The 22,620-nt window shown below is 73.0% G+C and carries 23 protein-coding genes; 16 read left to right on the forward strand and 7 right to left on the reverse strand.

Annotated features, from left to right (window positions below; all coding sequences use genetic code 11):
* The first annotated feature begins 2 nt into the window (after positions 1 to 2).
* The 5 genes from ACQPZ4_RS08955 to ACQPZ4_RS08975 all read left to right on the forward strand — a co-directional run bounded on the left by ACQPZ4_RS08955 (position 3) and on the right by ACQPZ4_RS08975 (position 3,585).
* Positions 3 to 1,406 (forward strand): MFS transporter, encoded by a 1,404-nt coding sequence (locus tag ACQPZ4_RS08955; protein ID WP_433057801.1) that lies wholly within the window; start codon positions 3 to 5, stop codon positions 1,404 to 1,406.
* A 48-nt stretch (positions 1,407 to 1,454) separates the two neighbouring features.
* Positions 1,455 to 1,904, forward strand: coding sequence for a phage holin family protein (locus ACQPZ4_RS08960; RefSeq protein ID WP_433057803.1), 450 nt, complete (start codon positions 1,455 to 1,457; stop codon positions 1,902 to 1,904).
* On the forward strand, positions 1,901 to 2,287 hold the full coding sequence (locus tag ACQPZ4_RS08965; RefSeq protein ID WP_433057805.1) for a DUF3618 domain-containing protein: 387 nt from the start codon (positions 1,901 to 1,903) through the stop codon (positions 2,285 to 2,287). Before ACQPZ4_RS08960 ends, ACQPZ4_RS08965 begins: the two co-directional genes overlap by 4 nt.
* Positions 2,287 to 2,550, forward strand: a complete 264-nt coding sequence (locus ACQPZ4_RS08970; protein WP_433057807.1) for a DUF4235 domain-containing protein — start codon at positions 2,287 to 2,289, stop codon at positions 2,548 to 2,550. The genes ACQPZ4_RS08965 and ACQPZ4_RS08970 overlap by 1 nt, the downstream gene beginning before the upstream one ends.
* Positions 2,551 to 2,760: 210 nt before the next feature.
* Positions 2,761 to 3,585, forward strand: coding sequence for a DUF1028 domain-containing protein (locus ACQPZ4_RS08975; RefSeq protein WP_433057809.1), 825 nt, complete (start codon positions 2,761 to 2,763; stop codon positions 3,583 to 3,585).
* Here the strand turns inward: ACQPZ4_RS08975 and ACQPZ4_RS08980 are convergent.
* A complete protein-coding gene (locus ACQPZ4_RS08980; RefSeq protein WP_433057810.1) occupies positions 3,527 to 4,441 on the reverse strand; it encodes a LysR family transcriptional regulator in 915 nt (304 codons plus the stop codon). The genes ACQPZ4_RS08975 and ACQPZ4_RS08980 overlap by 59 nt on opposite strands.
* Positions 4,442 to 4,516: 75 nt before the next feature.
* Here ACQPZ4_RS08980 and ACQPZ4_RS08985 point away from each other — a divergent pair, with 75 nt between their 5' ends.
* A complete protein-coding gene (locus tag ACQPZ4_RS08985) occupies positions 4,517 to 5,824 on the forward strand; it encodes an aspartate aminotransferase family protein (protein WP_433057812.1) in 1,308 nt (435 codons plus the stop codon).
* A 51-nt stretch (positions 5,825 to 5,875) separates the two neighbouring features.
* Here ACQPZ4_RS08985 and ACQPZ4_RS08990 read toward each other — a convergent pair whose 3' ends face one another.
* Positions 5,876 to 6,496 carry a response regulator gene (locus ACQPZ4_RS08990; protein ID WP_433057814.1) on the reverse strand — a complete coding sequence of 207 codons (621 nt, stop codon included), beginning with the start codon at positions 6,494 to 6,496 and terminating at the stop codon, positions 5,876 to 5,878.
* Positions 6,489 to 7,619 carry a GAF domain-containing sensor histidine kinase gene (locus ACQPZ4_RS08995; RefSeq protein WP_433057816.1) on the reverse strand — a complete coding sequence of 377 codons (1,131 nt, stop codon included), beginning with the start codon at positions 7,617 to 7,619 and terminating at the stop codon, positions 6,489 to 6,491. Before ACQPZ4_RS08995 ends, ACQPZ4_RS08990 begins: the two co-directional genes overlap by 8 nt.
* A 116-nt stretch (positions 7,620 to 7,735) precedes the next feature.
* Between ACQPZ4_RS08995 and ACQPZ4_RS09000 the strand changes: the two genes are divergently transcribed.
* Genes ACQPZ4_RS09000 through ACQPZ4_RS09010 form a run of 3 tightly spaced genes read left to right on the forward strand, consistent with a single transcriptional unit; the run spans position 7,736 to position 9,713 of the window.
* Positions 7,736 to 8,380, forward strand: a complete 645-nt coding sequence (locus ACQPZ4_RS09000; protein WP_433057818.1) for an SDR family oxidoreductase — start codon at positions 7,736 to 7,738, stop codon at positions 8,378 to 8,380.
* A complete protein-coding gene (locus ACQPZ4_RS09005; protein ID WP_433057820.1) occupies positions 8,377 to 9,381 on the forward strand; it encodes an S-adenosylmethionine:tRNA ribosyltransferase-isomerase in 1,005 nt (334 codons plus the stop codon). Before ACQPZ4_RS09000 ends, ACQPZ4_RS09005 begins: the two co-directional genes overlap by 4 nt.
* A gap of 14 nt (positions 9,382 to 9,395) precedes the next feature.
* Positions 9,396 to 9,713 (forward strand): hypothetical protein, encoded by a 318-nt coding sequence (locus ACQPZ4_RS09010; protein ID WP_433057822.1) that lies wholly within the window; start codon positions 9,396 to 9,398, stop codon positions 9,711 to 9,713.
* Position 9,714: 1 nt separating this feature from the next.
* Here the strand turns inward: ACQPZ4_RS09010 and ACQPZ4_RS09015 are convergent, their stop codons facing one another.
* A complete protein-coding gene (locus tag ACQPZ4_RS09015; RefSeq protein ID WP_433057823.1) occupies positions 9,715 to 11,127 on the reverse strand; it encodes a hypothetical protein in 1,413 nt (470 codons plus the stop codon).
* 88 nt (positions 11,128 to 11,215) lie between these two features.
* Here ACQPZ4_RS09015 and ACQPZ4_RS09020 point away from each other — a divergent pair, with 88 nt between their 5' ends.
* The 5 genes from ACQPZ4_RS09020 to ACQPZ4_RS09040 all read left to right on the forward strand — a co-directional run bounded on the left by ACQPZ4_RS09020 (position 11,216) and on the right by ACQPZ4_RS09040 (position 16,445).
* Positions 11,216 to 11,752, forward strand: coding sequence for a hypothetical protein (locus ACQPZ4_RS09020; RefSeq protein WP_433057825.1), 537 nt, complete (start codon positions 11,216 to 11,218; stop codon positions 11,750 to 11,752).
* Between the two features lie 118 nt (positions 11,753 to 11,870).
* Positions 11,871 to 13,241, forward strand: coding sequence for a cytochrome ubiquinol oxidase subunit I (locus ACQPZ4_RS09025; protein ID WP_433057826.1), 1,371 nt, complete (start codon positions 11,871 to 11,873; stop codon positions 13,239 to 13,241).
* Entirely contained in the window at positions 13,241 to 14,272 is a 1,032-nt protein-coding gene (locus ACQPZ4_RS09030; RefSeq protein WP_433057828.1) for a cytochrome d ubiquinol oxidase subunit II, read from the forward strand. The genes ACQPZ4_RS09025 and ACQPZ4_RS09030 overlap by 1 nt, the downstream gene beginning before the upstream one ends.
* Positions 14,273 to 14,314: 42 nt before the next feature.
* The gene (locus ACQPZ4_RS09035) at positions 14,315 to 15,268 is read left to right on the forward strand and encodes a hypothetical protein (protein ID WP_433057830.1); all 954 of its coding nucleotides are present in this window, start codon (positions 14,315 to 14,317) and stop codon (positions 15,266 to 15,268) included.
* A gap of 4 nt (positions 15,269 to 15,272) precedes the next feature.
* Positions 15,273 to 16,445, forward strand: coding sequence for an MFS transporter (locus ACQPZ4_RS09040; RefSeq protein ID WP_433057832.1), 1,173 nt, complete (start codon positions 15,273 to 15,275; stop codon positions 16,443 to 16,445).
* On the opposite strand, the gene hrpA is transcribed toward ACQPZ4_RS09040, so the two are convergent.
* Entirely contained in the window at positions 16,415 to 20,284 is a 3,870-nt protein-coding gene (gene hrpA, locus ACQPZ4_RS09045) for an ATP-dependent RNA helicase HrpA (RefSeq protein ID WP_433057834.1), read from the reverse strand. The two genes, ACQPZ4_RS09040 and hrpA, sit on opposite strands and share 31 nt — an antisense overlap.
* Before the next feature lie 107 nt (positions 20,285 to 20,391).
* Between hrpA and ACQPZ4_RS09050 the strand changes: the two genes are divergently transcribed.
* The gene (locus tag ACQPZ4_RS09050) at positions 20,392 to 21,174 is read left to right on the forward strand and encodes a pentapeptide repeat-containing protein (protein ID WP_433057836.1); all 783 of its coding nucleotides are present in this window, start codon (positions 20,392 to 20,394) and stop codon (positions 21,172 to 21,174) included.
* On the opposite strand, the gene ACQPZ4_RS09055 is transcribed toward ACQPZ4_RS09050, so the two are convergent.
* Both ACQPZ4_RS09055 and ACQPZ4_RS09060 read right to left on the reverse strand, forming a co-directional pair.
* A complete protein-coding gene (locus tag ACQPZ4_RS09055) occupies positions 21,155 to 21,568 on the reverse strand; it encodes a RidA family protein (RefSeq protein ID WP_433057838.1) in 414 nt (137 codons plus the stop codon). The genes ACQPZ4_RS09050 and ACQPZ4_RS09055 overlap by 20 nt on opposite strands.
* A 4-nt stretch (positions 21,569 to 21,572) precedes the next feature.
* Complete coding sequence (locus tag ACQPZ4_RS09060; RefSeq protein ID WP_433057840.1) at positions 21,573 to 21,989, reverse strand: ester cyclase; 417 nt, start codon at positions 21,987 to 21,989, stop codon at positions 21,573 to 21,575.
* 49 nt (positions 21,990 to 22,038) lie between these two features.
* On the opposite strand from ACQPZ4_RS09060, the gene mug reads away from it, so the two are divergent.
* Positions 22,039 to 22,596 carry a G/U mismatch-specific DNA glycosylase gene (gene mug, locus ACQPZ4_RS09065; protein WP_433057841.1) on the forward strand — a complete coding sequence of 186 codons (558 nt, stop codon included), beginning with the start codon at positions 22,039 to 22,041 and terminating at the stop codon, positions 22,594 to 22,596.
* The last annotated feature ends 24 nt before the right edge of the window (positions 22,597 to 22,620 follow it).

The raw sequence follows: 22,620 nt of genomic DNA on the forward strand, positions 1-22,620 counted from the left end.
TCGTGAACTACGAACAGCGTTCGTCCCCTTGGCTCGTCCTCGCGGTGGTGCTCGCCGCCGAGGTGATGGACCTCCTCGACGCCACCGTGATCGCCATCGCCGGCCCGTCCGTCCGCGCCGACCTCGGCGGCGGCACGGCGTTCCTGCAGTGGCTCGCCGCGGGGTACACCCTCGCCTTCGCCGTCGGCCTCGTCACCGGCGGCCGCCTCGGCGACATCTTCGGCCGCCGCCGCATGTTCCTGGTGGGCGCGGCCGGCTTCACCCTCATGTCCCTGCTCTGCGCGGTCGCGCCGGGCCCGGCCTGGCTGGTCGCCTTCCGGGTGCTGCAGGGCCTGTCCGGCGCGGTGCTCATCCCGCAGGGCCTGGGCCTGATCAAGGCCGCGTTCCCGCCCGAGAAGGTCGGCGCCGCGTTCGCCGCCTTCGGCCCGGTGATGGGCCTGTCCGCGGTCTGCGGCCCGATCCTGGCCGGCGTCCTCGTCGACGCCGACCTGTTCGGCACCGGCTGGCGGATGATCTTCCTGATCAACGTCCCGGTCGGCCTGGCCGCGCTGCTCGGCGCGGTGTTCGTGCTCCCGCGCACGGCCGAGCGGGACCGGTCCCTGCGCCTCGACCTGCCCGGCACCGCGCTGCTCGGCGGCGCCCTGCTGTTGCTGGTGTTCCCGCTGGTGCAGGGGCGCGAGCTGGGCTGGCCGTGGTGGTGCTGGGCGGCGCTGGCGGCGGCCGCGCCCGCGCTGTGGGCGTTCGGCCGCTACGAGCGCCGCCGGGTCCGCGCCGGGCGGACTCCGCTGGTCGAGCCCTCCCTGCTGGCCAAGCGGCGCTTCAACGCGGGCCTGGTCGTCGGGCTGATCTTCTTCGCCGGCGTCATGGGGCTGTCGCTCATCCTCAGCGTGTACCTCCAGATCGGCCTCGGCTACGGCCCGCTCAGGGCAGGATTGACCCAGGCGCCGTGGGCCTTCGGCACCGCGTTGGGCGCGATCGCGGCGCAGGGCCTGACCGCGCGCTTCGGCGGGCGGAGGGTGCTTGTCGGCGGTACCGGCGTGGTGGCCCTTGGCGTTGTCTGGCTCTTCTTCGGGCCGTCGCTGGGGGTGCTGCTGCCGGCGTTGCTGGTGCTCGGGATCGGGATGGGGGCCTCGATGGCGCCGTACTTCGACATCGTGCTCGCCGCCGTGGACCCGCACGAGGTCGGCTCCGCGTCCGGCACCCTGACGGCCGCGCAGCAGGTGGGCGGGGCGATCGGGGTGGCGGTACTGGGGACGGCGTACTTCTCCTGGGAATCGCTCGACGGGGTGCTGTGGCTGGAGCTCGGGCTGCTCGCTGTGGCCGGGGCGCTGTGCTTCCTCCTGCCCGCGCGGGCCCGGGATGTTTCCGAGGAGGGTTCTGCGGTACCGGTCGCGGTCGCGGGTTAGCCCCGCTCCGGGCTGGGCATCAACTTGATACGGGCGAGAGGAGAAATCATGACGTCCACATTGAACCGCCCGGCCGTGGCGCCGCGACTGCAGGAACCGACGGCCGATCGTTCGACCGCCGAGCTCGTGAAGCTCGCCGCCGAGCAGGTCTCCACGCTGGTACGCGACGAGCTGAAGCTGGCCCAGATCGAGCTCACCGAGAAGGGCAAGCGGGCCGGGCTCGGCGTCGGGATGTTCGGCGGGGCCGGGGTCGTCGCGCTGTACGGCGTCGGCGCCCTGCTGGCCGCGCTCATCATCGGCCTGGCCGCCGTGATGCCGGCCTGGCTGGCCGCGCTGATCGTCGGCGTCGCGCTGTTCCTCGTCGCCGGCGTGCTCGCGCTGGTCGGCAAGGGCCAGGTCAAGCGGGCCGTGCCGCCGATGCCGGAGGAGACCGTGGCCGGAGTGAAGGCCGACATCGACACCATCACGACCTCGGTGAAGCACGGAGGCCACCGATGACCTCGACCGGCCACAGCACCAACGGGCACAGCCCGGCCGCCGACCCCGAGGCGCTGCGGGCGGAGATCGCCCGCACGCGCGCCGGGCTGGGCGAGACGGTCGAGGCCCTGGCGGCCAAGGCCGACGTGAAGGCCCGCGCCCAGGAGGCCGTGCACTCCACGGTCGAGACGGCCAAGCTGCGCATGCGCGAGGGCGTGGAGCAGGTGACGGTCAACGCCGCCTACGCCACGCGCGAGCTGCGCACGCATCCGCGCCAGTCGCTGCAGGCCGGGATGCGCCGCCTGCTCGACTCGGCCCGCGAGCGCCCGGCCCCGTGGGTGGTGGCCTCGGCCCTGCTCGTGGTGGCCGCGCTGGTCGGGTTCCGCAGCCGGCGGGAGGCCTGATGAACAAGGTGCTGTACAAGCCGTTCAGCATCGCCTTCAGCGTGGCCGGCGGCGTGGCGGCGGGCATCGTCTTCAAGCAGGTGTGGAGGCGCCTCTCCGGCGAGGACGAGGCGCCCGCGGCGACCTCGCGCGAGTACGGCTGGGGCGAGGTCCTGGCGGCGGCCGCCCTGCAGGGCGCGATCTTCGCCGTGGTGAAGGCCGCCATCGACCGGGGCGGCGCGGCGGGGGTGCGGCGCCTGACGGGCGAGTGGCCGGACGACTGAAGCTTTGAGCTCTTGGCGCGCGGCCGCGACTGCTGGGGCGGCCGCGCGGTGTTGATCTCCGTTATGTCGGGCGCTGACGCGCCGCGACATAACGGATTTTTCGCCTGCCAGGGTATAAGTCCGAAATGTCGTGGCCGAGGCACGAGGCTCGACATTTCGTTGCTCAGCAACAATATTGCCGCCGTGAAGGATTGCCGTACGGTGGGCGGCATGACGTTCTCGATCGTCGGGCGGTCGGCTGACGGGCAGACCCTCGGCATCGCCGTGGCCAGCAAGTTTCTCGCCGTCGGGGCGGCCGTGCCGGCGGCCGAGGCCGGGATCGGGGCGCTCGCCACCCAGGCGTTCGCGAACCTCGCCTATCGGGTGCAGGGCCTGGCGTTGCTGCGGACGGGTACCGCCGCCGCAGACGTCATCGCGGGGCTCACCGCGGCCGACTCCGGGCGCGCGCACCGGCAGCTCGGGGTGGTCGGGCCGAGCGGGGACGGGGCCACGTACACCGGCGGGGAGTGCTTCGACTGGGCCGGGGGAGTCGCCGGCGACGGGTACGCCATCCAGGGCAACATCCTTGCCGGGCCCCAGGTCGTCGCCGAGATGGAGCGGGCCTGGCTGGCCTCCGGCGACCTCTCGCTGCCGCGCCGGTTGCACGCCGCGCTCGCCGCCGGGGACGCGGCCGGTGGGGATCGGCGCGGGCGGCAGAGTGCGGCGCTGCTGACGGTGCGGCACGGGGCCGGGTACGGCGGGATGAGTGACGTCGAGGTCGATCTCCGCGTGGACGACGATGCCGATCCCGTGACGCGGATGGGCGGGCTCATCGAGCTCTGGGAGCTGTACTTCGGCAAGCCCGACCCCGCCACGCTGCTGCCCCTCGACGGCGAGCTGGCGGGCGAGGTCGACGCGAAGCTCAAGGCGCTCGGGTACGAGTCGCTGGACGCCTGGGCCGGCGTCGAGAACCTCGAGGAGCGCCTTGTCGCGGGCGCTATCGACCCGCTGGTGCTGGAGCAGTTGCGGGCGGCGCAGCGGCCGACCGGAGCGTAGCGAGGGCGGCGGCGATCGCGGGGCGGGTCGCCGACGACGCGCGTACGGCCGCCGTGATGTGGCGTTCGAGCGGGTCGCGGAGTGGGTGCGCGGTCACGTCGTAGCGCGCGTCGACCGCCAGTTCCGGCAGCAGCGTGACCGACAGGCCGGCCTCGACGTGGGCGAGCAGCGGGCCGTACGAGGCGAAATGGGCATTGAAGTCGGGCTCGAAGCCCGCTCGGCGGCAGGCGCGGGTGATGAGGTCGTGGGTCCACGAGTCCGGGCGTTCGGCCGACCACAGGGCGTCGCGATAGTCGCCGAGGCTCGCCGTGGTGCGCGCGGTCGCGGCGGTGACCAGGACGATCGGGTCGGCCGTGAGCGGGGTGTGCAGGATCTCGTCGTCGATCGGGGCGGTGCCGTCGAACTGGTCGGCGGTCACGGCGATGTCGCACGCGCCGCGGCGCAGGGCCGGGATGGTCTCGGTCGGGTCGAGCTCGCGGATGTCGATGCGCAGGCGCGGTACCTCCGCGCGGAGGCGCTGGATCGCGGTCAGGACGAACGTGTTGGCCGCGCTCGTGAAGGCGCCGATGGTCAGGCGGCCGGCGGGAGTGGCGTCGTCGAGCGTCGCGAGCTCGGCGCGGGCGGTCTCCATCTGGTCCAGGATGGTGCGGGCGTGCCGGGCCAGGGTCAGGCCCGCGTCGGTCAGGCGCAGGCGGCGGCCCGACCGCTCGAACAGGCGCGCGCCGGCCTCCCGCTCCAGCACGGCGAGCTGCTGGGACACGGTCGACGGGCTCAGGTGCGCCGCCTGCGCGACCGCGCGGACGGTGCCCAGGGCGGCCAGATCGCCGAGGAGTTTCAGGCGCCAGGGGTCGAGCATTGTTCGGTACCGCCGTACAAGCTGTATGGAAACGCGTACTGGAAGTGAACATAGCGCGGCCGTAGCGTCGGCACCATGGCGGACTTCTGGAGCGATGTCGAGCGGCATGTCGTGCGGTACGGCGGGGCGTTCACCCCGGAGATCGTGGTCCGGGCCGAGGGCAGCCACGTGTTCACCGAGGACGGGCGGCGCATCCTCGACTTCACGTCGGGGCAGATGAGCGCGATCCTGGGGCACTCGCACCCGGAGATCGTGGCGACGGTACGCCGGCAGATCGGCGAGCTCGACCACGTCTTCAGCGGCATGCTGACCAAGCCGGTGGTGGAGCTGTCGCGCCGGCTCGCCGAGTCGCTGGCCCAGGCGCAGGCGCCGTTCGACGGGGCCCCGCTGGAGAAGGTGCTGCTGCTGACGACCGGCGCGGAGTCGAATGAGGCGGCGGTACGGATGGCCAAGCTCGTCACCGGCGGCCACGAGATCGTCTCGTTCGCCCGGTCGTGGCACGGGATGACCCAGGCGGCCGCGGGCGCGACGTACAGCGCCGGGCGCCGCGGCTACGGGCCCGCCGCGCCGGGGAACTTCGCGATCCCGGCGCCGGACTCGTACCGGCCGGACTTCACCAACGCCGACGGGACCCTGGACTGGCAGCGCCAGCTCGACTTCGCGTTCACGATGTTCGACGCGCAGTCGGTCGGGGCGCCGGCCGCGTGCCTGGTCGAGCCGATCCTGAGCTCCGGCGGCGTCATCGAACCGCCGCCCGGGTACTTCGCGGCGCTGCAGCGCAAGTGCAAGGAACGCGGCATGCTGCTGATCCTGGACGAGGCCCAGACGGGACTGTGCCGGACCGGCACCTGGTACGCGTTCGAGCGCGACGGCGTCGTGCCGGACATCATCACGCTGTCCAAGACGCTGGGCGCCGGCCTCCCGCTGGCGGCGGTGGTGACGAGCGAGGAGATCGAGCAGAGGGCGTACGAGCGAGGCTTCCTGTTCTTCACGACCCACGTCAGCGACCCACTGCCGGCGGCCGTGGGCAACACCGTCCTCGACATCCTCGAGCGCGACGGCCTCGATCGGCGCGCGGCCGAGCTGGGGGAGCGGCTGCGGCGGGGGCTGCTGGAGCTGCAGGCGCGCCACGAGGTCGTCGGCGACGTGCGCGGGCGCGGGCTGCTGCAGGGCCTGGAGCTGGTCACCGACCGGGCCACGAAGGCGGGCGCGGACACGCTCGGCGCCGAGGTCACGCGGCGCTGCCTGAAGCTGGGGCTGCACATGAACGTGGTGCAGCTCAAGGGTATGGGCGGCACGTTCCGCATCGCCCCGCCCCTGACCAGCACCGACGAGGAGCTCGACCGCGGCCTAGCGATCTTGGACGAGGCTCTGGGTATCTAAATAATGATAAGTCCGAAATGTCGGGCGCGCCAGCGCCCGACATTTCGTTGACTACGTCAGGTCGTTGCGGACCGCATAGAGCGCCGCCTGCGTCCGGTCCTGCACCCCCAGCTTGGTGAGGATCGCGCTCATGTGCGTCTTCACCGTCTTCTCGGCGAGGCCCAACGTCCGGGCGATCTCGCGGTTCGAGCGCCCCCGCGCCACCTCCGCCAGGACCTCGCGCTCCCGCGCGGTCAGGTGGGCCGCGTCCTGGGCCGGGGCGCCGTCGGCCAAGAGGCGCGCGACGTCCGGATGCAACAGCACATGCCCCGCGTGTACCGCACGAATCGCCGCCGCCAGTGCCGGTGGGTCGACGTCCTTGTAGACGTAGCCGGCGGCGCCCGCGCGTACGGCGGGGAGGACCGCGGCGGGCTCCGTGAAGCTCGTGATGACCAGCACGCGCGCGCGGGTGCCGGTCAGGGCGTGCAGGGCCGTCACGCCGTCGCCGCCCGGCATGCGCAGGTCCAGGAGGATCACGTCGGGGTCGGTCCGCGCCGCCGCGGCCACGCAGGAGTCGGCGTCGGAGGCCTCGCCGACCACCTCGATGTCGTCCTGCAGGTCGAGGAAGGTGCGCAGGCCTTGGCGTACCACGGGATGGTCGTCGACGACGAGGACGCGGATCGGGTCAGGCACCCGGCACCTCCATCGTGACCACGGTGCCCTCGCCCGGGGCGGAGCGGATCAGCAGCCGGCCGCCCGCCGCGCGGGCGCGTTCGCGCATCGAGGCCAGGCCCAGGCGCGGGCGGGCCGGGGCGGCCGTGTCGCCGGCGGAGAAGCCGCGGCCGTCGTCCGTGACCGTCAGCGTGACGCCCGGCGGGGTGCGGCGCAGCTCCACCGTGATGTGCGTGGCGGCCGCGTGGCGGAGGGCGTTGTGCAGGGCCTCCTGGGCGACGCGGTACGCGGCCTCCTCGCGCGCGGTCGGCAGCCTGGGCACCGGGTCCTCCGCGAACGTCACCGTCGCGTCGTGCACGCGGTCCAGCAGCTCCGCCTGCCGGCGCAGGGCCGCGGCCAGGCCGTCGCCGGCCAGGTCGATCGGGCGCAGGCCGACCACAATGGACTTCAGCTCGGCGGTGGCCTCGGCGGCCAGGCGGCGCACCACGTCCAGCTCGGCGGCGGCCCGGGCCGGGTCCCGCTCGACCAGCGCGGCCGCGGCCTCGGCGGTGAGCCGCAGGCTGAACAGCTTCTGCGTCACCGCGTCGTGCAGCTCGCGCGCGATCCGCTGCCGTTCCTCCACAATGGACAGCTCGCGGCCCCGCTCGTACAGTCGGGCGTTGACGATCGCGATGGCGGCGTGGGCCGCGAGGAGCTTCAGCAGTTCCTCGTCGCCCGCATCGAAGGCGCCGCCGCGCTTGTTGGCCAGGAACAGCTCGCCGAGGATCTCTTCGCCGTCCACAATGGGCATGCCCAGGAAGTCGGCCATCTCCGGGTGGGCGGCCGGCCAGCCCTCGAAGCGCGGGTGCGTGCGGATGTCGGCCGAGCGGACCGGGCTCGGGTCGCGCAGCATCGCGCCGAGCAGGCCGTGCTGGCGCGGGATCGGGCCGATGCGGCGCCACTGCTCGGCGGTGAGGCCGTCGGCCAGGAACTCGCGGAACGAGCCGTTGCCGTCCGGGATGCCCAGCGCGGCGTACTCCGCACCCAGCAGCCTCCGCGCGGCCGCGACGATCGTCTGCAGGACCTCGCGGACCGAGAGGTGTGCGGTGACGGCCAGCACCGCGGCACTCACCTCGCGCAGTTCCTCGCGATCGCATTCGCCCACGTATGCACGGTACCGATGCGGCGGTCGGCTTTTGCAAGGCTTAGGACCAAGGACCTAGGCGCGGCCCCGTCCGCGGCCCGATGCCGCGCGCCCGCGCGCTCCATAGCGTCGAGGGCATGCAGAAGCGAACAGCCATCGTCACCGGCATCTCCCGTGGACTGGGCCGCGCCCTCGCCGAGGCGCTCACCGGGGCCGGCTGGACCGTGATCGGCGACGGGCGGACGCTGCCCCCGGACCGCCCGGGCCACGTGCCCGGCGACGTCACCGACTCCTGGCACCGCGCCCGGCTGGTCGAGGCCGCGCGCGCGACCGGGCGGCTCGACCTGCTCGTGAACAACGCGGGCATCCTGGGGCCGAGCCCGCAGCCGTACCTCGCCGACTACCCCGACGACGCGCTGCGGGCCGTGCTCGAGGTGAACCTCGTGGCGCCGCTGGCCCTCACCCAGCTCGCCCTCCCGGCCCTGCGCGACCACGGCGGCGCCGTCGTGAACATCAGCTCGGACGCGGCCGTGGGCGCGTACCCGGGCTGGGGCGGGTACGGCGCCGCCAAGGCCGCGGTCGAGCAGCTCAGCAACGTCCTCGCCGCGGAGGAGCCGAAGCTGCGGGTCTGGTGGGTCGACCCCGGCGACCTGCGCACCCAGATGCACCAGGAGGCGTTCCCGGGCGAGGACATCGGCGACCGCCCGCCGCCCGAGTCCGTCGCGCCCGCGTTCCTGCGCCTGCTGGCCGAGCGCCCGGCGTCGGGGCGGGTGAAGCTGTGACGGTCGCCCTGGACTTCGAGCTGCCCGCGGCGCTGGAGGCCCGCGAGCCGCCCGAGGCCCGCGGCCTGGCCCGCGACGAGGTCCGGCTGCTGCTGGCCTCCCCGGCGGGCGTGGCCCACCACCGGTTCACCGACCTCCCGGCCCTGCTGCGGCCGGGCGACGTGCTGGTGGTCAACACGTCGGGCACGCTCGCGGCGTCTGTTCCGCTTCCGGGTGTACCGCTGGAGCTCCATTTCTCGACCCGCCTCCCCGACGGCCGCTGGGCCGTGGAGCTCCGCGGCCGGGACCGGCTCCCGCGCGCCGGCGAGCCGGGCGAGCTGCGGCTGCCCGGCGGGGCGAGCGCCACGCTGGAGGAGCCCTACACGCGGGGCCGGCTGTGGGCCGCGACCGTGCGCACGCCGGTCCCCGTGCCGGAGTACCTGCGCCGCCACGGCGAGCCGATCCGCTACAGGTACGTGCGGCGCCGGTGGCCGCTGGCGGCGTACCAGACGGTGTTCGCGCGGGAGCCCGGCAGCGCCGAGATGCCCAGCGCCGCCCGCCCCTTCAGCGACCGCGTCGTCACCCGCCTCGTCGCGGCCGGCGTGCAGTTCGCCCCGCTGCTGCTGCACACGGGCGTCGCCTCGCCGGAGGCCCACGAGCGCCCCTACCCCGAGTGGTACTCCGTCCCGCCCACCACCGCCCGCCTCATCAACGACGCTCGGGCGGCGGGCGGCCGGATCATCGCCGTCGGCACCACGGCGGTACGCGCCCTGGAGACCGCCGCCACGCCCGCGGGTCTGGTGACGGCGCGCGAGGGGTACACCGACCTCATCGTCACCCCCGACCGCGGCGTCACGGCGGTGGACGGCCTGCTGACCGGCTTCCACGAGCCGCGCGCCTCGCACCTGGACCTGCTGGCCGCCGTGGCCGCCCCGGAGGTCCTGTGCGCGGCGTACGACGCGGCGGTACGCGAGCGCTACCTGTGGCACGAGTTCGGCGACGTGAACCTGCTCCTGCCGTGACATAGGGTTCTGGCATGAACGATGTGGTCGCGAAGGCGCTGCGAGAGTTCAACGAGCGCCTGGACGTGTTCGACCCCGCCCCGGCGCCCCCGGTGGCCGAGGTGCGGGTCGGCGACGCGACGATCGCGCTGCGGGCCCCGGTGGTGCGGGCGTTGACGGAGGCGCTGCTGCGGTACCAGGACCCCCGCGACCGCGGTACGTGCGACCACTGCGGCGGCCCGCGCCTGGACGACAACTTCGTCTGCGCCGACTGCGGCCGCCCGAGCGGGGTGTTCGGCCAGCTGCTCGCGGAGCGGGTGGCCCGCTACGACCCCCCGGCCGAACTGTCCTGACCTAGATCGGCAGGTGGAGCTGGAACGCCACCGCGGTGTAGTGGATCGCCGGCGGGGGTAGCGCCTGCAATTGCCGCTCCAGCACCACCAGCAGCTCCCGCGGCGGGGCGATCGGCCGCGCCATGATGCGCACCGACACGGGCTTGTTCGGGGCCAGATGGAACTCCACCATCAGCTCCTCCGTGTGGTGGCGCACGCCCGCGAACAGCCCCTCCACCACCCGCCGCGCCCGGTCCAGGAAGTCGCTCAGCTCCGCCGGCGTCGTGGCCTGCCGCAACTGCTCCTCGCTCGTCAGCAGCACGATCCGCCCCGGCGGCCGCGGCGCCGCGGCGGTCCCCGGCGATGCCGCCATCGTCGTCGCCGCCGGTACCCCGTTCAACAACTCCGGCGGCAAGGTGTTGACCTCGGAAGCGGGCCCGTCGGACCCGGTCGAGACCTTGAAGGCCAGCGACCGCACCGCACCCCCGGGCAGGCCGATCTCCACGGGCCGGCCGGACTCCACGGACTGCAGCAGACGGGCGTGCATGGCGCCGGTCAGCAGTACCGCGAAACCGTCCTCGACCTGGCGAGCGGTCGGTGGCCGGTCCGGGTCGCCCGCCGCGCCGCGGATGATGAGCAGGAAGTTGCAGGCGAGCCGCGTGGCCCGCTCCCCGCCCGGGGCCACGATCGCGGCGGGTCCGGACTGCCCCGGCGACCACACATAGGTCTTGGGCGTGCCGGCCAAGCCCGGGAGGTACGCGCAAACCTCCGGCGCCTCCCGCATGGCCTCGCGCAGGGCGGGCAGGTCCTCCGCCGCCACCGACAGCTCCAGCCGGTCCCCGTCGTGGACCACGTGCAGGAACGGCAGGTTGTAGGCCGGCGCCCGGGACAGCATGGTGGCCGCGCGGAACTCGGCGTCGTCCAGGACCGGGGCGCGGCCGGGGCGGAACCACCACGGGTGCGGGTAGTACCGCTCCTGCGCCCCCAGCAACGCCAGCACCCGCGCGTGGCCGAAGCGCTGGACCACCGCCGTCTCGCCGCCCAGCAGCGGCAGGGCGACCAGCGGCGGGCGGTCCAGGTCCACTGTGGACGGGAGGGCGGCCGGCGGGTCGGCGTAGACGAAGCCGGTGACGCGCTCGTCCACGTCGACGCCGGGGCGGCCGAAGACGCTCACGTCGCCCGCGTCCACCAGGCGGCCCTCGGCGGCGAAGCGGTGGACGGTGCGGGCCATGGTGAGCGGGAAGCCGGGGGCGGGGGCGCCGGTGCGGGTCACGGCGAAGACCATCTCGCGCTGGCCGTGGCGGGCCAGGCCGTCGGTCGTGTACAGCAGGGCGGGCAGCATGCCGGAAGCCGTGCGGATGCCACCCTCGTCGATGGCGACCGACAGCTCGCCGGGGATGAGGATCTCCCGGCCCACTGGTAACGCGGAGCCCACGGGGCCGATCATCGCACCCGCGCGCCACACAACTGTATTTCCAAAATCGTGACCTCGGCGTCACCATGAACGCATGCGCGTTGGGCCGATGCGTATGACCTCGGAGCCGCCGCCGGGTTACGTCGCGTTCGTCACGCGGCACCTGGAGCCGCTGCGCCGCGATGCCGCGCAGGTCGTCGGGGGCGAGGAGGACGCCGACACGCTGTACGTCGACGTGCTGACCGACGTCGCCACCCGCTGGCCGTGGCTGGAGCTCGAGCGCACCCGGCTGGGGCACCCGAAGGCGGCCGACGACTTCCTGGGCCGGGTCTGGAAGCGCCGCAGCGAGCGCTTCTTCGCCGGGCCGGAGGAGCCCGAAGACCGCCAGATAACCGTCACGCCCGAGCAAAAGCCGCAAAAACCGACCCGACGCGTGTACGTCAGCACCGCCGTCCGCCTGGCGCCCGTCGTCGTGCCCAAGCGGCGCAGCAGCAAGGCGTTCATCGCCGGCCCGGTGTCGGAGGCCGCGATCGCCTGGTGGCACGCGTACGAGAACATCCGCCGCCGCCGGCTGGTCTACGCCGGTTTCGCCGTGCTGGTCCTGCTCCTGGCCCTCGCCCAGGTGAGCGGGCCCCGGGAAATGTAGGCACGGAACGTGTAGCCATCCTACGCGTAGAAAACGGAAAAAGGCACTGAACGTGTTCAACGCCGCTTTCACGCGGACCGGCGGGCGCGCTCACCCTGCGTGGGGATAGAACGGGCATGTGGAAACGTTGACGGTTCTCGCCGAGGCGGCCACCCCGGCCGACTTCGCCGCCGCACGCACCCAGATGGCCCTCAGCCTGGGCTGGCACATCATCATCGCGAGCTTCGGCGTGGCGATGCCCGCGATCACGCTGTTCATGGAGTGGCGGGGTTACCGGACGGGCCAGGTGGAGTACCGCCTGCTGGCCCGCCGCTGGGCCCGCGCCATGGGCGTCCTCTTCGCGGTCGGCGCGGTCTCCGGCACCATCCTGAGCTTCGAGATGGGGCTCCTGTGGCCGGGCCTGATGGGCACGTACGGCCAGGTCATCGGCCTCCCGTTCACGCTCGAGGGCTTCGCGTTCTTCGTCGAGGCGATCTTCCTGGGCATCTACCTGTACGGCTGGGACCGTCTCCCGGCCAAGGTGCACCTCTGGTCGGCGGTCCCGATCCTGCTCGCCGGCATCGTCGGCACCTTCTGCGTGGTCAGCGCCAACGCCTGGATGAACCAGCCCAAGGGTTTCGACCTCGTGGCCGGCAAGATCACCGGGGTCGACCCGCTGGGCGCGATGTTCAACCAGGCGACCGGGCCGCAGGCCACGCACATGCTGGTCGCCGCGTTCATGGTCACCGGCTTCTGCATGGCCTCCGTGTACGCGGTCGGCATGCTGCGCGGCCGCACCGACCGCTACCACCGGCTCGGCTTCCTGGTGCCGTTCACCGTCGCCGCCGTCATGGCGCCGGTGCAGGTCGGCGTGGGCGACTGGGCCGCGCACTACGTCGCCGACTACCAGCCGGTCAAGCTGGCCGCGATGGAGGGGCTCTACCCGACCGAGCGCGGCGCGCCGCTGCACCTCGGCGGGATCGCGGTGGACGGGGAGCTGCGGTACGCCATCGAGATCCCCAACGCCTTGTCGCTGCTGGCCCACTGGGACCCGAACGCCGAGATCACCGGGCTGAACACGGTGCCGCAGGACCAGCGGCCGCCGGTCAACGTCGTGCATATCTCGTTCCAGCTCATGGTCGGGGCCGGGTTCGCCATGCTGGGCGTGGCCGCGCTGTTCGCGTTCATCTGGAAGTGGCGGCGGGGCTGGCTGACCAACAAGTGGTTCCTGCGCGCGGCCGCGCTGTGCGGACCCGCCGCCGTGCTCGCCCTGGAAGCGGGCTGGACGACCACCGAGACCGGCCGGCAGCCGTGGGTCGTCTATGGCATCCTGCGCACCCACGACGCCGTCAACACCGCGCCGGGCCTGCGGACCGGGCTCATCGTGCTGACCGTCGTGTACACGCTGCTCACCATCGCCACCGTGTACGTGCTGCGGCGGCTGGCCAGAGATCGTCCGGTACCGGCGGCGCCCCAGGAATCCGACGTCGAGACCTTCCCGGTGCCGTGATGACCTCCGCCGACGCGCTTCTCGGCGTGCTGTTCGCCGCCGTCACCGCCTATGCCCTCTTCGGCGGCGCCGACTTCGGGGCCGGGTTCTGGGACCTCTTCGCCGGCGGCGCCAAGCGCGGCAACCGCCAGCGCAAGCTGATCGAGCACGCGATCGGGCCGGTGTGGGAGGCCAACCACGTCTGGCTGATCTTCGCCGTGGTCCTGCTGTGGACCGGCTTCCCGGCGGTGTTCGCGGGCGTGGCCGCCACCATGTACATCCCGCTGACCTGCGCCGCCCTCGGCATCATCGGCCGCGGGGCCGGCTTCGCGTTCCGCAAGACCAGCGACACGGTCGGCCGGGCCCGGATCTTCGGCGCGCTGTTCGCGTTCTCGTCGGTCGTCACGCCGTTCTTCTTCGGCGCCGTGGCGGGCGGCATCGCGTCCGGGCGGGTGCCGCCGTGGACCGCGGGCCGGGGCGACCTGCTCACCGCCTGGTGGAACCCGCTCTCCGTGGTCACCGGCGCGCTGGCGGTCGCGGTGTGTGCCTATCTCGCCGCCGTCTTCCTCTGCCAGGATGCCAAGAACCATGAGCCTGCTCTGGTACCGCACGTGCGTCGCCGGGCGCTCTGGGCCGGAGCCGGCACCGGCGTGCTGGCGGTGGCGGGACTGTTCGCCGTGCGGCTGGACGCCGCCTGGCTGGCCGACCGGCTCCTGCGGCCGGTGCCGGCCGCGCTGATCGTGGTCTCGGCGCTGGCCGGGCTGGCCTCGATCGGGCTGCTGGCGGCCGGGCGCTACGTGGCCGTCCGGATCACCGCCGGGCTGGCCGTGGCGGCCGTGCTGTGGGGCTGGGCGGCGGCGCAGTACCCGTACCTGCTCCCGCCGGCCACGACCGTCGCCGGGACCGCCGCGACCCCGTCCGTGATGCGCGCCACCCTGTGGGCCGTCCTCGCCGGTGCCGTGATGTTGACACCGTCGCTGTGGTGGCTGTTTCGCCTGTTTCAGACACCTGTACGGCATTCGTCCGGCCAACCGGTGGACGGCGATCGTTGACGAATCCTGCTATCGTCCGCCAAAGCTATGGGTGAATCGAGGATGCGACGCTGGAGCGTGGCGGCCGGGGCCGCCGCGGTGCTTGGCGTCGGCATGATCGCTGTGGCCGCGACGCCCGCCTGGGCCGCCGACCCGCTCGAGATCAAGGTCGACAACAGCGTCCAGGGCAAGGTCGGCGACAAGGTCCAGGTCCGCTTCACCATCAAGAACAACACCAAGCAGCCGATCGCGAACGTGACGGTGGTCGTGCAGGCCCCCGGCAACGCGGTCATGGAGGCGGGCGACAACCCCGGCTGCCAGATCGGCTCGGCCGGGCGCGGCGCCTCCTGCAAGGGCGGCACCCTGGCGGCCGACAAGTCGGGCAACGGCGCGATCACGCTCACCGTGAAGACGGCCGGCCAGGCGACCGGCCGGATCGCGGTCGAGCACGGCAACGCCGGCAACTTCGCGCTGCGCGCCACCGGCGGCCCGACCCCGTCGGCGACCAAGACCTCGGCCAAGCCGACCAAGACCTCCACCCTGAACGCCAGCGACAGCCCGACCCTGTCCGGCGACGAGACGTTCGCCCCGCCGGAGGCCGGCAACGGGGTGGCCATCCAGGCCACCAGCGACCAGGCCGCCCGCAACACCAGCGGCTCCGGCGGCGGGCTGGGCTTCGGCCTGTGGGTCGGCATCATCGCGATCGTCGGCGCGCTGGGCCTGATCGGCAGCCTCTTCTACTTCCGGCGCAAGGACCGCGACGAGCCCGACACCGGCATGCACCCGGTCGTCCCCGGCCCGCACGGCTACCCGGGCGGCCCCGGTGCCTACGCCCCGCCGCCGCAGCCGACGACCTACGGCAGCCCGCAGCCGGCCACGTACGGCAACCCCGGCGCCGCCACCCAGATGATCCAGCCGAACTTCGGCGCGCAGCCGGGTCCGCAGTCCGGCCCGACCCAGGTCATCCGGCCGGCCGCCGACCAGACCGTCGTCTTCCACCGGCCCGACGACCTGTAGCCCGGTGATCCGGCCCGCGCTGGGCACGGCCCTCGTCTTCACGGCCAGCGGCGCGGTGGTCGGCGGCTGGGTCGCCCGCATCCCCGCCGTCGTCGAGCGGCTCGGCATCGGCCCCGGCGAGCTCGGCCGGGCGCTGCTCGCCCTCGGCATCGGCTCGCTGGTCTCCATGCCGGTCACCGGCCGCGCCTGCCGCCGGTTCGGCAGCCGCGCCTGGGTGGCCGGCACCTCGATCGTCGCGACCGCCGCGCTCGCCGCCGCCGGGTTCGCGGGCACCCTGTGGGCGCTGTCCGGGGCGCTGTTCGTGCTCGGCCTCGCGTACGGCTCGTGGGACGTCGCCATGAACGTCCAGGGCAGCTTCGTCGACCGGTGCGCGGGCAAGGAGTGGATGCCGCGGTACCACGCCTGCTGGAGCCTCGGCTCGATCGGCGGGGCGGCCGCGGGCTCCCTCGCCGCCCGGACCGGCATGGGCGCCGGGACCCATCTCGCGATCGCGGCGGCCGTCTCGCTCGCCGTGACGTACGCCGGCCTCGCCCTCTATCTCGACGAGCGCGCGGGCGCGGAGGAGGCGTCCGGCGGCCCGCGGGCGCGGTTCCGGGTCAGCCGCGTCATCCTGCTCATCGGCCTGGTCACGTTCTGCGCGACGGTGGCCGAGGGCGCGGCCGGCGACTGGCTCGCCCTGTACCTGCACACCGGGCGCGGGCTGTCGCAGGCCGACGCGGCCCTCGGGTACACGATGTTCGCCGTCGCCATGACCGCCGGTCGGTTCGCCGGCAGCACCGCCGTGGCCCGCCTCGGCCGCGCGGGGGCCGTCCGCCTCGGGGCGCTGCTCGGGGTGGCCGGGATCGCCGCGGCCGTCCTCGCCCCGGGCACCCCGCCGGTGTACGCCGGCGCGCTGCTCTGGGGCCTCGGCATCTGCCTGGTGTTCCCGGCGGCGGTCAGCGCGGCCGGCGAGACCGACCGCCCCGCGGACGCGATCGCGCTCGTCACCAGCATCGGGTACGGCTCGATCCTGGTCGGGCCGCCCCTCATCGGCGCCCTGGCGGAGGTGATCGGCCTCGGCCGCGCGCTGCTGGGCCTGACCGCGCTGTCCGCCGCGATCGCGCTGCTGGCCCCCGTGCTGACCACCCGCGCGCCGGAGCGCCGGGATCAGGAGGGCAGCGCGTCCATCGCCCGGTAGATGCGGACGTCCGAGATCGGGTAGGCGGTGCCGAGGGCCTGGGCGAACAGCCCGACCCGCAGCTCCTCGATCATCCAGCGGATCTCGCGCAGCTGCGGGGTCATCGGCATCGAGGCGAGGAGCTGGTCGTACTCCTTCTGGACCTCCTGCACGGTGAGCATCCGCTCGCGGTCGCGCCCCGTGTCGGTCGGCACCTTCTCCAGCCGGCGCTCGATGCCGCGCAGGTACCGCTCCAGGTCCGGCAGGCGCTGCCAGCCGGTGTCGGTGACGAACCCGCGGTACACGAGACGGCCGAGTTGCCCGCGCATGTCCGTCAGCGCGGGCAGCAGCAGCGGGTTCTTCGTGCGGGCCAGGCGCTGTTCGACGTCGTAGGAGGCGGCGAGGATCTTGCGGACGCTGCCGACCACGTCGAGGGTGAGGTCGACCAGGTCGGCCCGCACCTTGTCGCGCAGGGCGGCGAACCCGGCCTCGTCCCAGGCCGGGCCGCCCGCGTCGGTCATGAGCTGGTCGACGGCGCAGGCCGCGCAGTCCTCCAGCAGGTCGACGGCGTTGCGGTGCGGGTTGCGGCTCAGCGCCAGCTTGTCCGCATTGGACAGCCGGCCCTGCACGAACCGGGCCGGGGGCGGGAGGGTGAGCTGGAGCAGGCGGCGGGTGCCGCGCCACATCTCGTACTCCTGGCGGGCCGGGATGTCGAACGCCTGCACCGCGACCGATTCGCCCTCGTCGACCAGGGCCGGATAGACGGTGAGGGTGTGCCCGGCGACGGTGCGGTTCAGGGTGCGCGGCAGGGTGCCGAACTCCCAGGTCGTGGCGCCCTTGCGGGTCACGTCCACGGCCGCCTGCGCGACGGTCGCCTTCACCTTCGGGGCGAGACGCACCCGCAGTACACCCAGATCCTTGCCCTCACCGAGGACCTTGCCGGCGTCGTCGACGATGCGGAAGGTCATTTTGAGGTGCTCGGGGACCTTGGTCCAGTCCCACTCGGCCCGCGGCACGGAGACGCCGGTCATCCGGCGCAGCGCCAGCTCCAGCGCGTCGAGCAGGTCACCGTCGCGCGGGACCATCTCGATGAGCGCGTCGTGGGCGGTGTCCGGGGCCGGGACGAAGTTGCGCCGGGTCGCCTTGGGCAGCGACTTGATGAGCGCCGTGACGAGGTCCTCGCGCAGCCCGGGCACCTGCCAGGCGAAGTCGCCGTCGCGCACCGAGCCGAGCAGCGGTAGTCCGATGTGGACGGTGACGCCGTCGGCCTCCTGGCCCGGCTCGAACTGGTACGTCAGCGCGAACCGGCGGCCGTCCTGGTCCCACGCGTCGGGGTACTGCTCCTGCCGCACCGCGTCCGCGCCCGCGTTGACGAGCATGGCCGGGTCGAACGTGAGCAGGTCCGGCGACTCCCGCCGGGTCTTCTTCCACCAGCTGTCGAAGTGCCGGCCGGAGACGACCTCGGCCGGGAGCCGGTTGTCGTAGAAGTCGAACAGCGTCTCGTCGTCGACGAGCAGGTCGCGCCGCCGGGCCCGGGCCTCGAGCTCCTCGACCTCGCCGAGCAGCCGCCGGTTCTCCTCGAAGAACGCGTGCTGGGTCTCCCAGTCGCCCTCCACCAGCGCGTGGCGGATGAACAGCTCGCGGCAGAGCGCCGGGTCGATCCGGCCGTAGTTCACCTTGCGGCCGGTGACGATCGGCACGCCGTACAGCGTGACGCGTTCCACCGCCATCACGGCGGCCTGCTTGCGCTCCCAGTGCGGCTCGCTGTACTGCCGCTTCACGAGGTGCTGGGCGAGCGGCTCGATCCACTCGGGCTCGATCTTCGCCGCCACCCGGGCCCACAGCCGGGTCGTCTCGACCAGCTCGGCCGCCATCACCCAGCGGGGCGTCTTGCGGAACAGCGCCGAGCCGGGGAAGACGGCGAACTTGGCGCTGCGGGCACCCAGGTACTCGTTCTTGTCCGTGTCCTTGAGCCCGATGTGCGACAGCAGCCCGGCGAGCAGGGAGACGTGGATCGGGTACGGCGCCGCGGGCTCCTCGTTCGGCGTCACGTCCATGGTCTTGAGCACCTGGCGGAGCTGGCTGAAGATGTCCTGCCACTCGCGCACCCGCAGGTAGTTGAGGTACTCGGCCCGGCACAGCTTGCGGAACTGGTTGCTGGAGAGCTCCTGCTGCTTCTCCTGCAGGTAGTTCCACAGGTTCAGGTAGCCGACGAAGTCGGAGTCCTTGTCGGCGAACCGGGCGTGCGACTGCTGGGCCTGCGCCTGCTTGTCGGCCGGGCGCTCCCGCGGGTCCTGAATGGACAGTGCCGCGGTGATCACCATGACCTCGCGGACGCAGCCGTTCTTCTCGGCCTCCAGCACCATCCGGGCCAGCCGCGGGTCGACCGGCAGCTGCGAGAGGCGGCGGCCGAGCGGGGTCAGCGCCCGCTTGTCGTCCAGCGCGCCGAGCTCCTCCAGCAGCTGGACGCCGGCGGTGACGTTGCGCTTGTCCGGCGGGTCGATGAACGGGAACGCGCCGAGGTCGCCCAGCCCCAGCGAGATCATCTGCAGGATGACCGAGGCGAGGTTGGTGCGCAGGATCTCCGGGTCGGTGAACTCCGGGCGGGCGTTGAAATCCTCTTCGCTGTACAGCCTGATGCAGATGCCGTCGCTCGTCCGCCCGCAGCGGCCCTTGCGCTGGTTCGCCGAGGCCTGCGAGACGGGCTCGATCGGCAGGCGCTGCACCTTCAGGCGGTGGCTGTAGCGGGAGATGCGGGCGGTGCCCGGGTCGACCACGTACTTGATGCCGGGCACGGTCAGCGAGGTCTCGGCCACGTTGGTCGCCAGCACCACCCGGCGCCCGGTGTGCGCCTGGAACACCCGGTGCTGCTCGGCGAACGAGAGCCGGGCGAACAGCGGCAGGATCTCGGTGTTCGGCAGGTCCAGCTTGGTCAGCGCGTCGGCGGCGTCGCGGATCTCCCGCTCGCCGGACAGGAACACCAGCACGTCGCCGGGGCCCTCGTCCTGCAGCTCCATGACGGCCATGGCGATCGCGTCGAACTGGTCGACCTCGTCCTGGCCCTCGTCGGGCGCCTCGATGGGCCGGTAGCGGACCTCCACCGGGTACGTGCGTCCGCTGACCTCGACGATGGGCGCGTCGCCGAAGTGCCGCGAGAACCGTTCGGGGTCGATGGTGGCCGAGGTGATGATGATCTTCAGGTCGGGGCGGCGGGGCAGGAGTTGCTTGAGGTACCCGAGGATGAAGTCGATGTTGAGGCTGCGCTCGTGGGCCTCGTCGATGATGAGGGTGTCGTAGCGGCGCAGCAGCCGGTCCTGCTGAATCTCGGCCAGCAGGATGCCGTCGGTCATCACCTTCACCATCGTCTGCTCGGACGACTGGTCGGTGAAGCGCACCTTGAAGCCGACGGTCGCGCCGAGGTCGGTGCCGAGCTCCTCGGCCACCCGCTCGGCGACGGTCCGGGCCGCGATCCGCCGGGGCTGGGTGTGCCCGATCTGGCCGGTCACCCCGCGGCCGAGCTCCAGGCAGATCTTCGGCAGCTGGGTCGTCTTGCCCGACCCGGTCTCGCCCGCCACGATCACCACCTGGTGGTCGCGGATCTTCTCCAGGATCTCGTCCTTGCGCTGGCTGACCGGCAGCTGCTCGGGATAGTTGATGGCGGGGCGCGCGGCCCGGCGGGCGGCGACGCGCTGCTCGGCCCGCTCGACGTCGGCCTTGATGGCCTCGGCGATGCCGTCGGCGTTGCGGGAGCGTTTCGCGCCGTCGATCCGGCGCCGCAGCCGATGCTGGTCCTGGGGCATCAACCCGGCGAGGCGAGCGCGCAGCTCACTCAGGCTGGTCGGCTGGGGCGTTTCAGACATGACGTTGGCAAGAATAGGCACACGTCCCCGCGATTGCCCGTCATTTTTGCCCGGCAGGTGGCCGCCCGCTGTGACGCATTGTCACACCAGTCACTAATGTCACACGTATGGCCCTGCCCGCCGTCCCCTCGCAGCCGTCACCGTCCGGAACCGGCGCCCCCCGCCACGCGGCCACCGCGGCGCGGACCTTCTCCGCCGGCACCTTCGCCACCGGCGCGTTCCCGACGGTCTCGGCGGCCCGCCCGGGCCCGGCCCGCCCCCGCCCGCCCAGGGCGCTCACGCTGGGCACGGTCGACGAGGACGACCTCCGCGACGACGCCGCGTACCAGGCCATCGGCTTCTACGACCTGGCCCTGACCGGCCGCAGCGCCAAGTCCGCCCAGTTCGTGCAGTGCCGCTTCAACCGCGCGGACCTGACCGGCACCGCGCTGTCCGGCGCGATCCTGACCGACTGCCTGCTGGAGCGCACCGCCCTGGACCACGTCCACGCCGACCACTCCGTGCTGCACCGCGTCACCCTGCGCGACTGCGGCCTGGCCGACCTGCAGTGGCTGGGCGGCACGCTGCGGGACGTGACGGTCCGCGACTGCCGGGCCGAACGCAGCGTGTTCCGCGACGCCCAGCTGCACTCGGTGTTCTTCACCTCAACGGACCTGACCGGCGCGGACTTCACCGACGCCGACCTGACCGGGGCCACCTTCAGCGGCTGCGACCTGTCCGGCGCGGTGTTCTCGGGCGCCGCCGCGGCCGGTGCCCGCTTCGAGTCCTGCACCCTGGCCGGCGCCACGGGCATCGAGGGCCTGGCCGGCGCCACCCTGGTCGGCGCGGACGGGGACGAGCTCCTGAGCCTCTTCGCGGCGGCCTTATCGATCACCCTGACGGATGACTGACGGGAATCCGACTGTTCTTGTGTGCGGTGACCTCAATTTCGATCCGCATGCGCGGGTCGGACAGCCCGCACACCTGCATCGTGGCCGCCGGCCGCACCTCGCCCAGCCACCGCCGCAGCACCGGAAAACAGGGTTCGAAGTCGGCCGCGTCCGGCAGCAGGTACCGCACCCGCACGATGTCGGCGGTGGACGCCCCGGCCTCCGTGAGCGCCGCGTCGATGTTCCGCCAGCACTGCTCGGCCTGCTCCACCACGTCCTCGGTGATCGTCATGGCCGCGTAGTCGAAGCCGGTCGTACCCGACACGTGCACCCAGTCCCCGTCGACGACGGCCCGGGAGTACCCGATCTCCCGCTCGAACGTCGACCCGCTGGAAATCAACCGCCGCTCGCTCATAGGCTCAGACGCTAGACGGCAACCTGTCCAACTGCCGCAGCAGGTCGGCATCGTCACGCATCACCCAGATGTCGACGATCAGCCCGTCGCGCACCGTCAGGATGTCGTTGACCCGGATGCGCAGCTGCCGCTCGGTCGCCTCCACCCGCCCGAACGCCGTCTCGTACGGCCCGACGTGCCGCACGTGCATGTAGAACCCGATGACGACCTTGTCGCCCGCCTCGACGCGATGCACGAGCTCGGTCCGCCGCTCGGCGAACGCGACCTGCAACGCCCTGGCCCGCTGCACCAACTGCTCGGCGGTGGCCGGCACCCCGTTCACGGTCACCGGATCGGCGTAGCACCGCCGGAAGTCCGCCACGGGATCGTCCCGCTGCTCGATGGGTTGATCCCACAGCGCCAGTACCGCATCCAGATCCATGCTTTTCACTCTGCGCTGCGTCCACGGCGTTCCTGGCATGCTTGTCGGCATGCCGTCCGCGCGCTTCACCCGGGCCGACCTGCTGGCGGCGGCCGACAAACTGCTGCCGGACGTCATCGCCCCGGGCTTGAACGTCCTGCTGTGCGGCATCAACCCGGGCCTGTGGTCGGCGGCGTCGGGCCACCACTTCGCGAGGCCCGGCAACCGCTTCTGGCCCGCCTTGCATCTGTCGGGCTTCACGCCGCGGCAGCTGCGCCCGGACGAGCAGCACCTGCTGCCGGGCTGGGGCTTGGGCATCACCAACCTCGCCGCTCGGGCGTCGGCTCGCGCTGACGAGCTGACGCGCTCCGAACTCACCGCGGGCGCCGACATCCTGAAGGCCAAGGTGACGCGGTTCGCGCCGCGGTGGCTGGCGGTGCTGGGCGTGACGGCCTATCGGACGGCGTTCGGGGTGGTGGGGGCCAAGGTCGGGCCGCAGGAGCTGGACGCGCTGGCGCCGACTCGGCTGTGGATCCTGCCGAACCCGAGCGGGCTGAACGCGCACTACCAGCTGCCCGACCTGGCGCACGAGTTCACCCGCCTCCGCACAGCGGTGCTGGCGCAGTGATCCCGCCGCCCGAGTCGGATTGTT

The organism is Dactylosporangium sp. CS-033363 (assembly GCF_050942475.1).
Taxonomy (GTDB): Bacteria; Actinomycetota; Actinomycetes; order Mycobacteriales; family Micromonosporaceae; genus Dactylosporangium.

Bases quoted from the DNA above. Each gene is read 5' to 3' on its own strand.
- mug (WP_433057841.1), top strand. From the start codon at position 22,039: ATGCCGTCCGCGCGCTTCACCCGGGCCGACCTGCTGGCGGCGGCCGAC.
- ACQPZ4_RS09000 (WP_433057818.1), top strand. From the start codon at position 7,736: ATGCAGAAGCGAACAGCCATCGTCACCGGCATCTCCCGTGGACTGGGC.
- ACQPZ4_RS08970 (WP_433057807.1), top strand. From the start codon at position 2,287: ATGAACAAGGTGCTGTACAAGCCGTTCAGCATCGCCTTCAGCGTGGCC.
- ACQPZ4_RS09035 (WP_433057830.1), top strand. From the start codon at position 14,315: ATGCGACGCTGGAGCGTGGCGGCCGGGGCCGCCGCGGTGCTTGGCGTC.
- ACQPZ4_RS08985 (WP_433057812.1), top strand. From the start codon at position 4,517: ATGGCGGACTTCTGGAGCGATGTCGAGCGGCATGTCGTGCGGTACGGC.
- ACQPZ4_RS09055 (WP_433057838.1), bottom strand. From the start codon at position 21,568: ATGAGCGAGCGGCGGTTGATTTCCAGCGGGTCGACGTTCGAGCGGGAG.
- ACQPZ4_RS08965 (WP_433057805.1), top strand. From the start codon at position 1,901: ATGACCTCGACCGGCCACAGCACCAACGGGCACAGCCCGGCCGCCGAC.
- ACQPZ4_RS09050 (WP_433057836.1), top strand. From the start codon at position 20,392: ATGGCCCTGCCCGCCGTCCCCTCGCAGCCGTCACCGTCCGGAACCGGC.
- ACQPZ4_RS08980 (WP_433057810.1), bottom strand. From the start codon at position 4,441: ATGCTCGACCCCTGGCGCCTGAAACTCCTCGGCGATCTGGCCGCCCTG.
- ACQPZ4_RS08960 (WP_433057803.1), top strand. From the start codon at position 1,455: ATGACGTCCACATTGAACCGCCCGGCCGTGGCGCCGCGACTGCAGGAA.
- ACQPZ4_RS09020 (WP_433057825.1), top strand. From the start codon at position 11,216: ATGCGTATGACCTCGGAGCCGCCGCCGGGTTACGTCGCGTTCGTCACG.
- ACQPZ4_RS09010 (WP_433057822.1), top strand. From the start codon at position 9,396: ATGAACGATGTGGTCGCGAAGGCGCTGCGAGAGTTCAACGAGCGCCTG.
- hrpA (WP_433057834.1), bottom strand. From the start codon at position 20,284: ATGTCTGAAACGCCCCAGCCGACCAGCCTGAGTGAGCTGCGCGCTCGC.
- ACQPZ4_RS08975 (WP_433057809.1), top strand. From the start codon at position 2,761: ATGACGTTCTCGATCGTCGGGCGGTCGGCTGACGGGCAGACCCTCGGC.
- ACQPZ4_RS09060 (WP_433057840.1), bottom strand. From the start codon at position 21,989: ATGGATCTGGATGCGGTACTGGCGCTGTGGGATCAACCCATCGAGCAG.
- ACQPZ4_RS09030 (WP_433057828.1), top strand. From the start codon at position 13,241: ATGACCTCCGCCGACGCGCTTCTCGGCGTGCTGTTCGCCGCCGTCACC.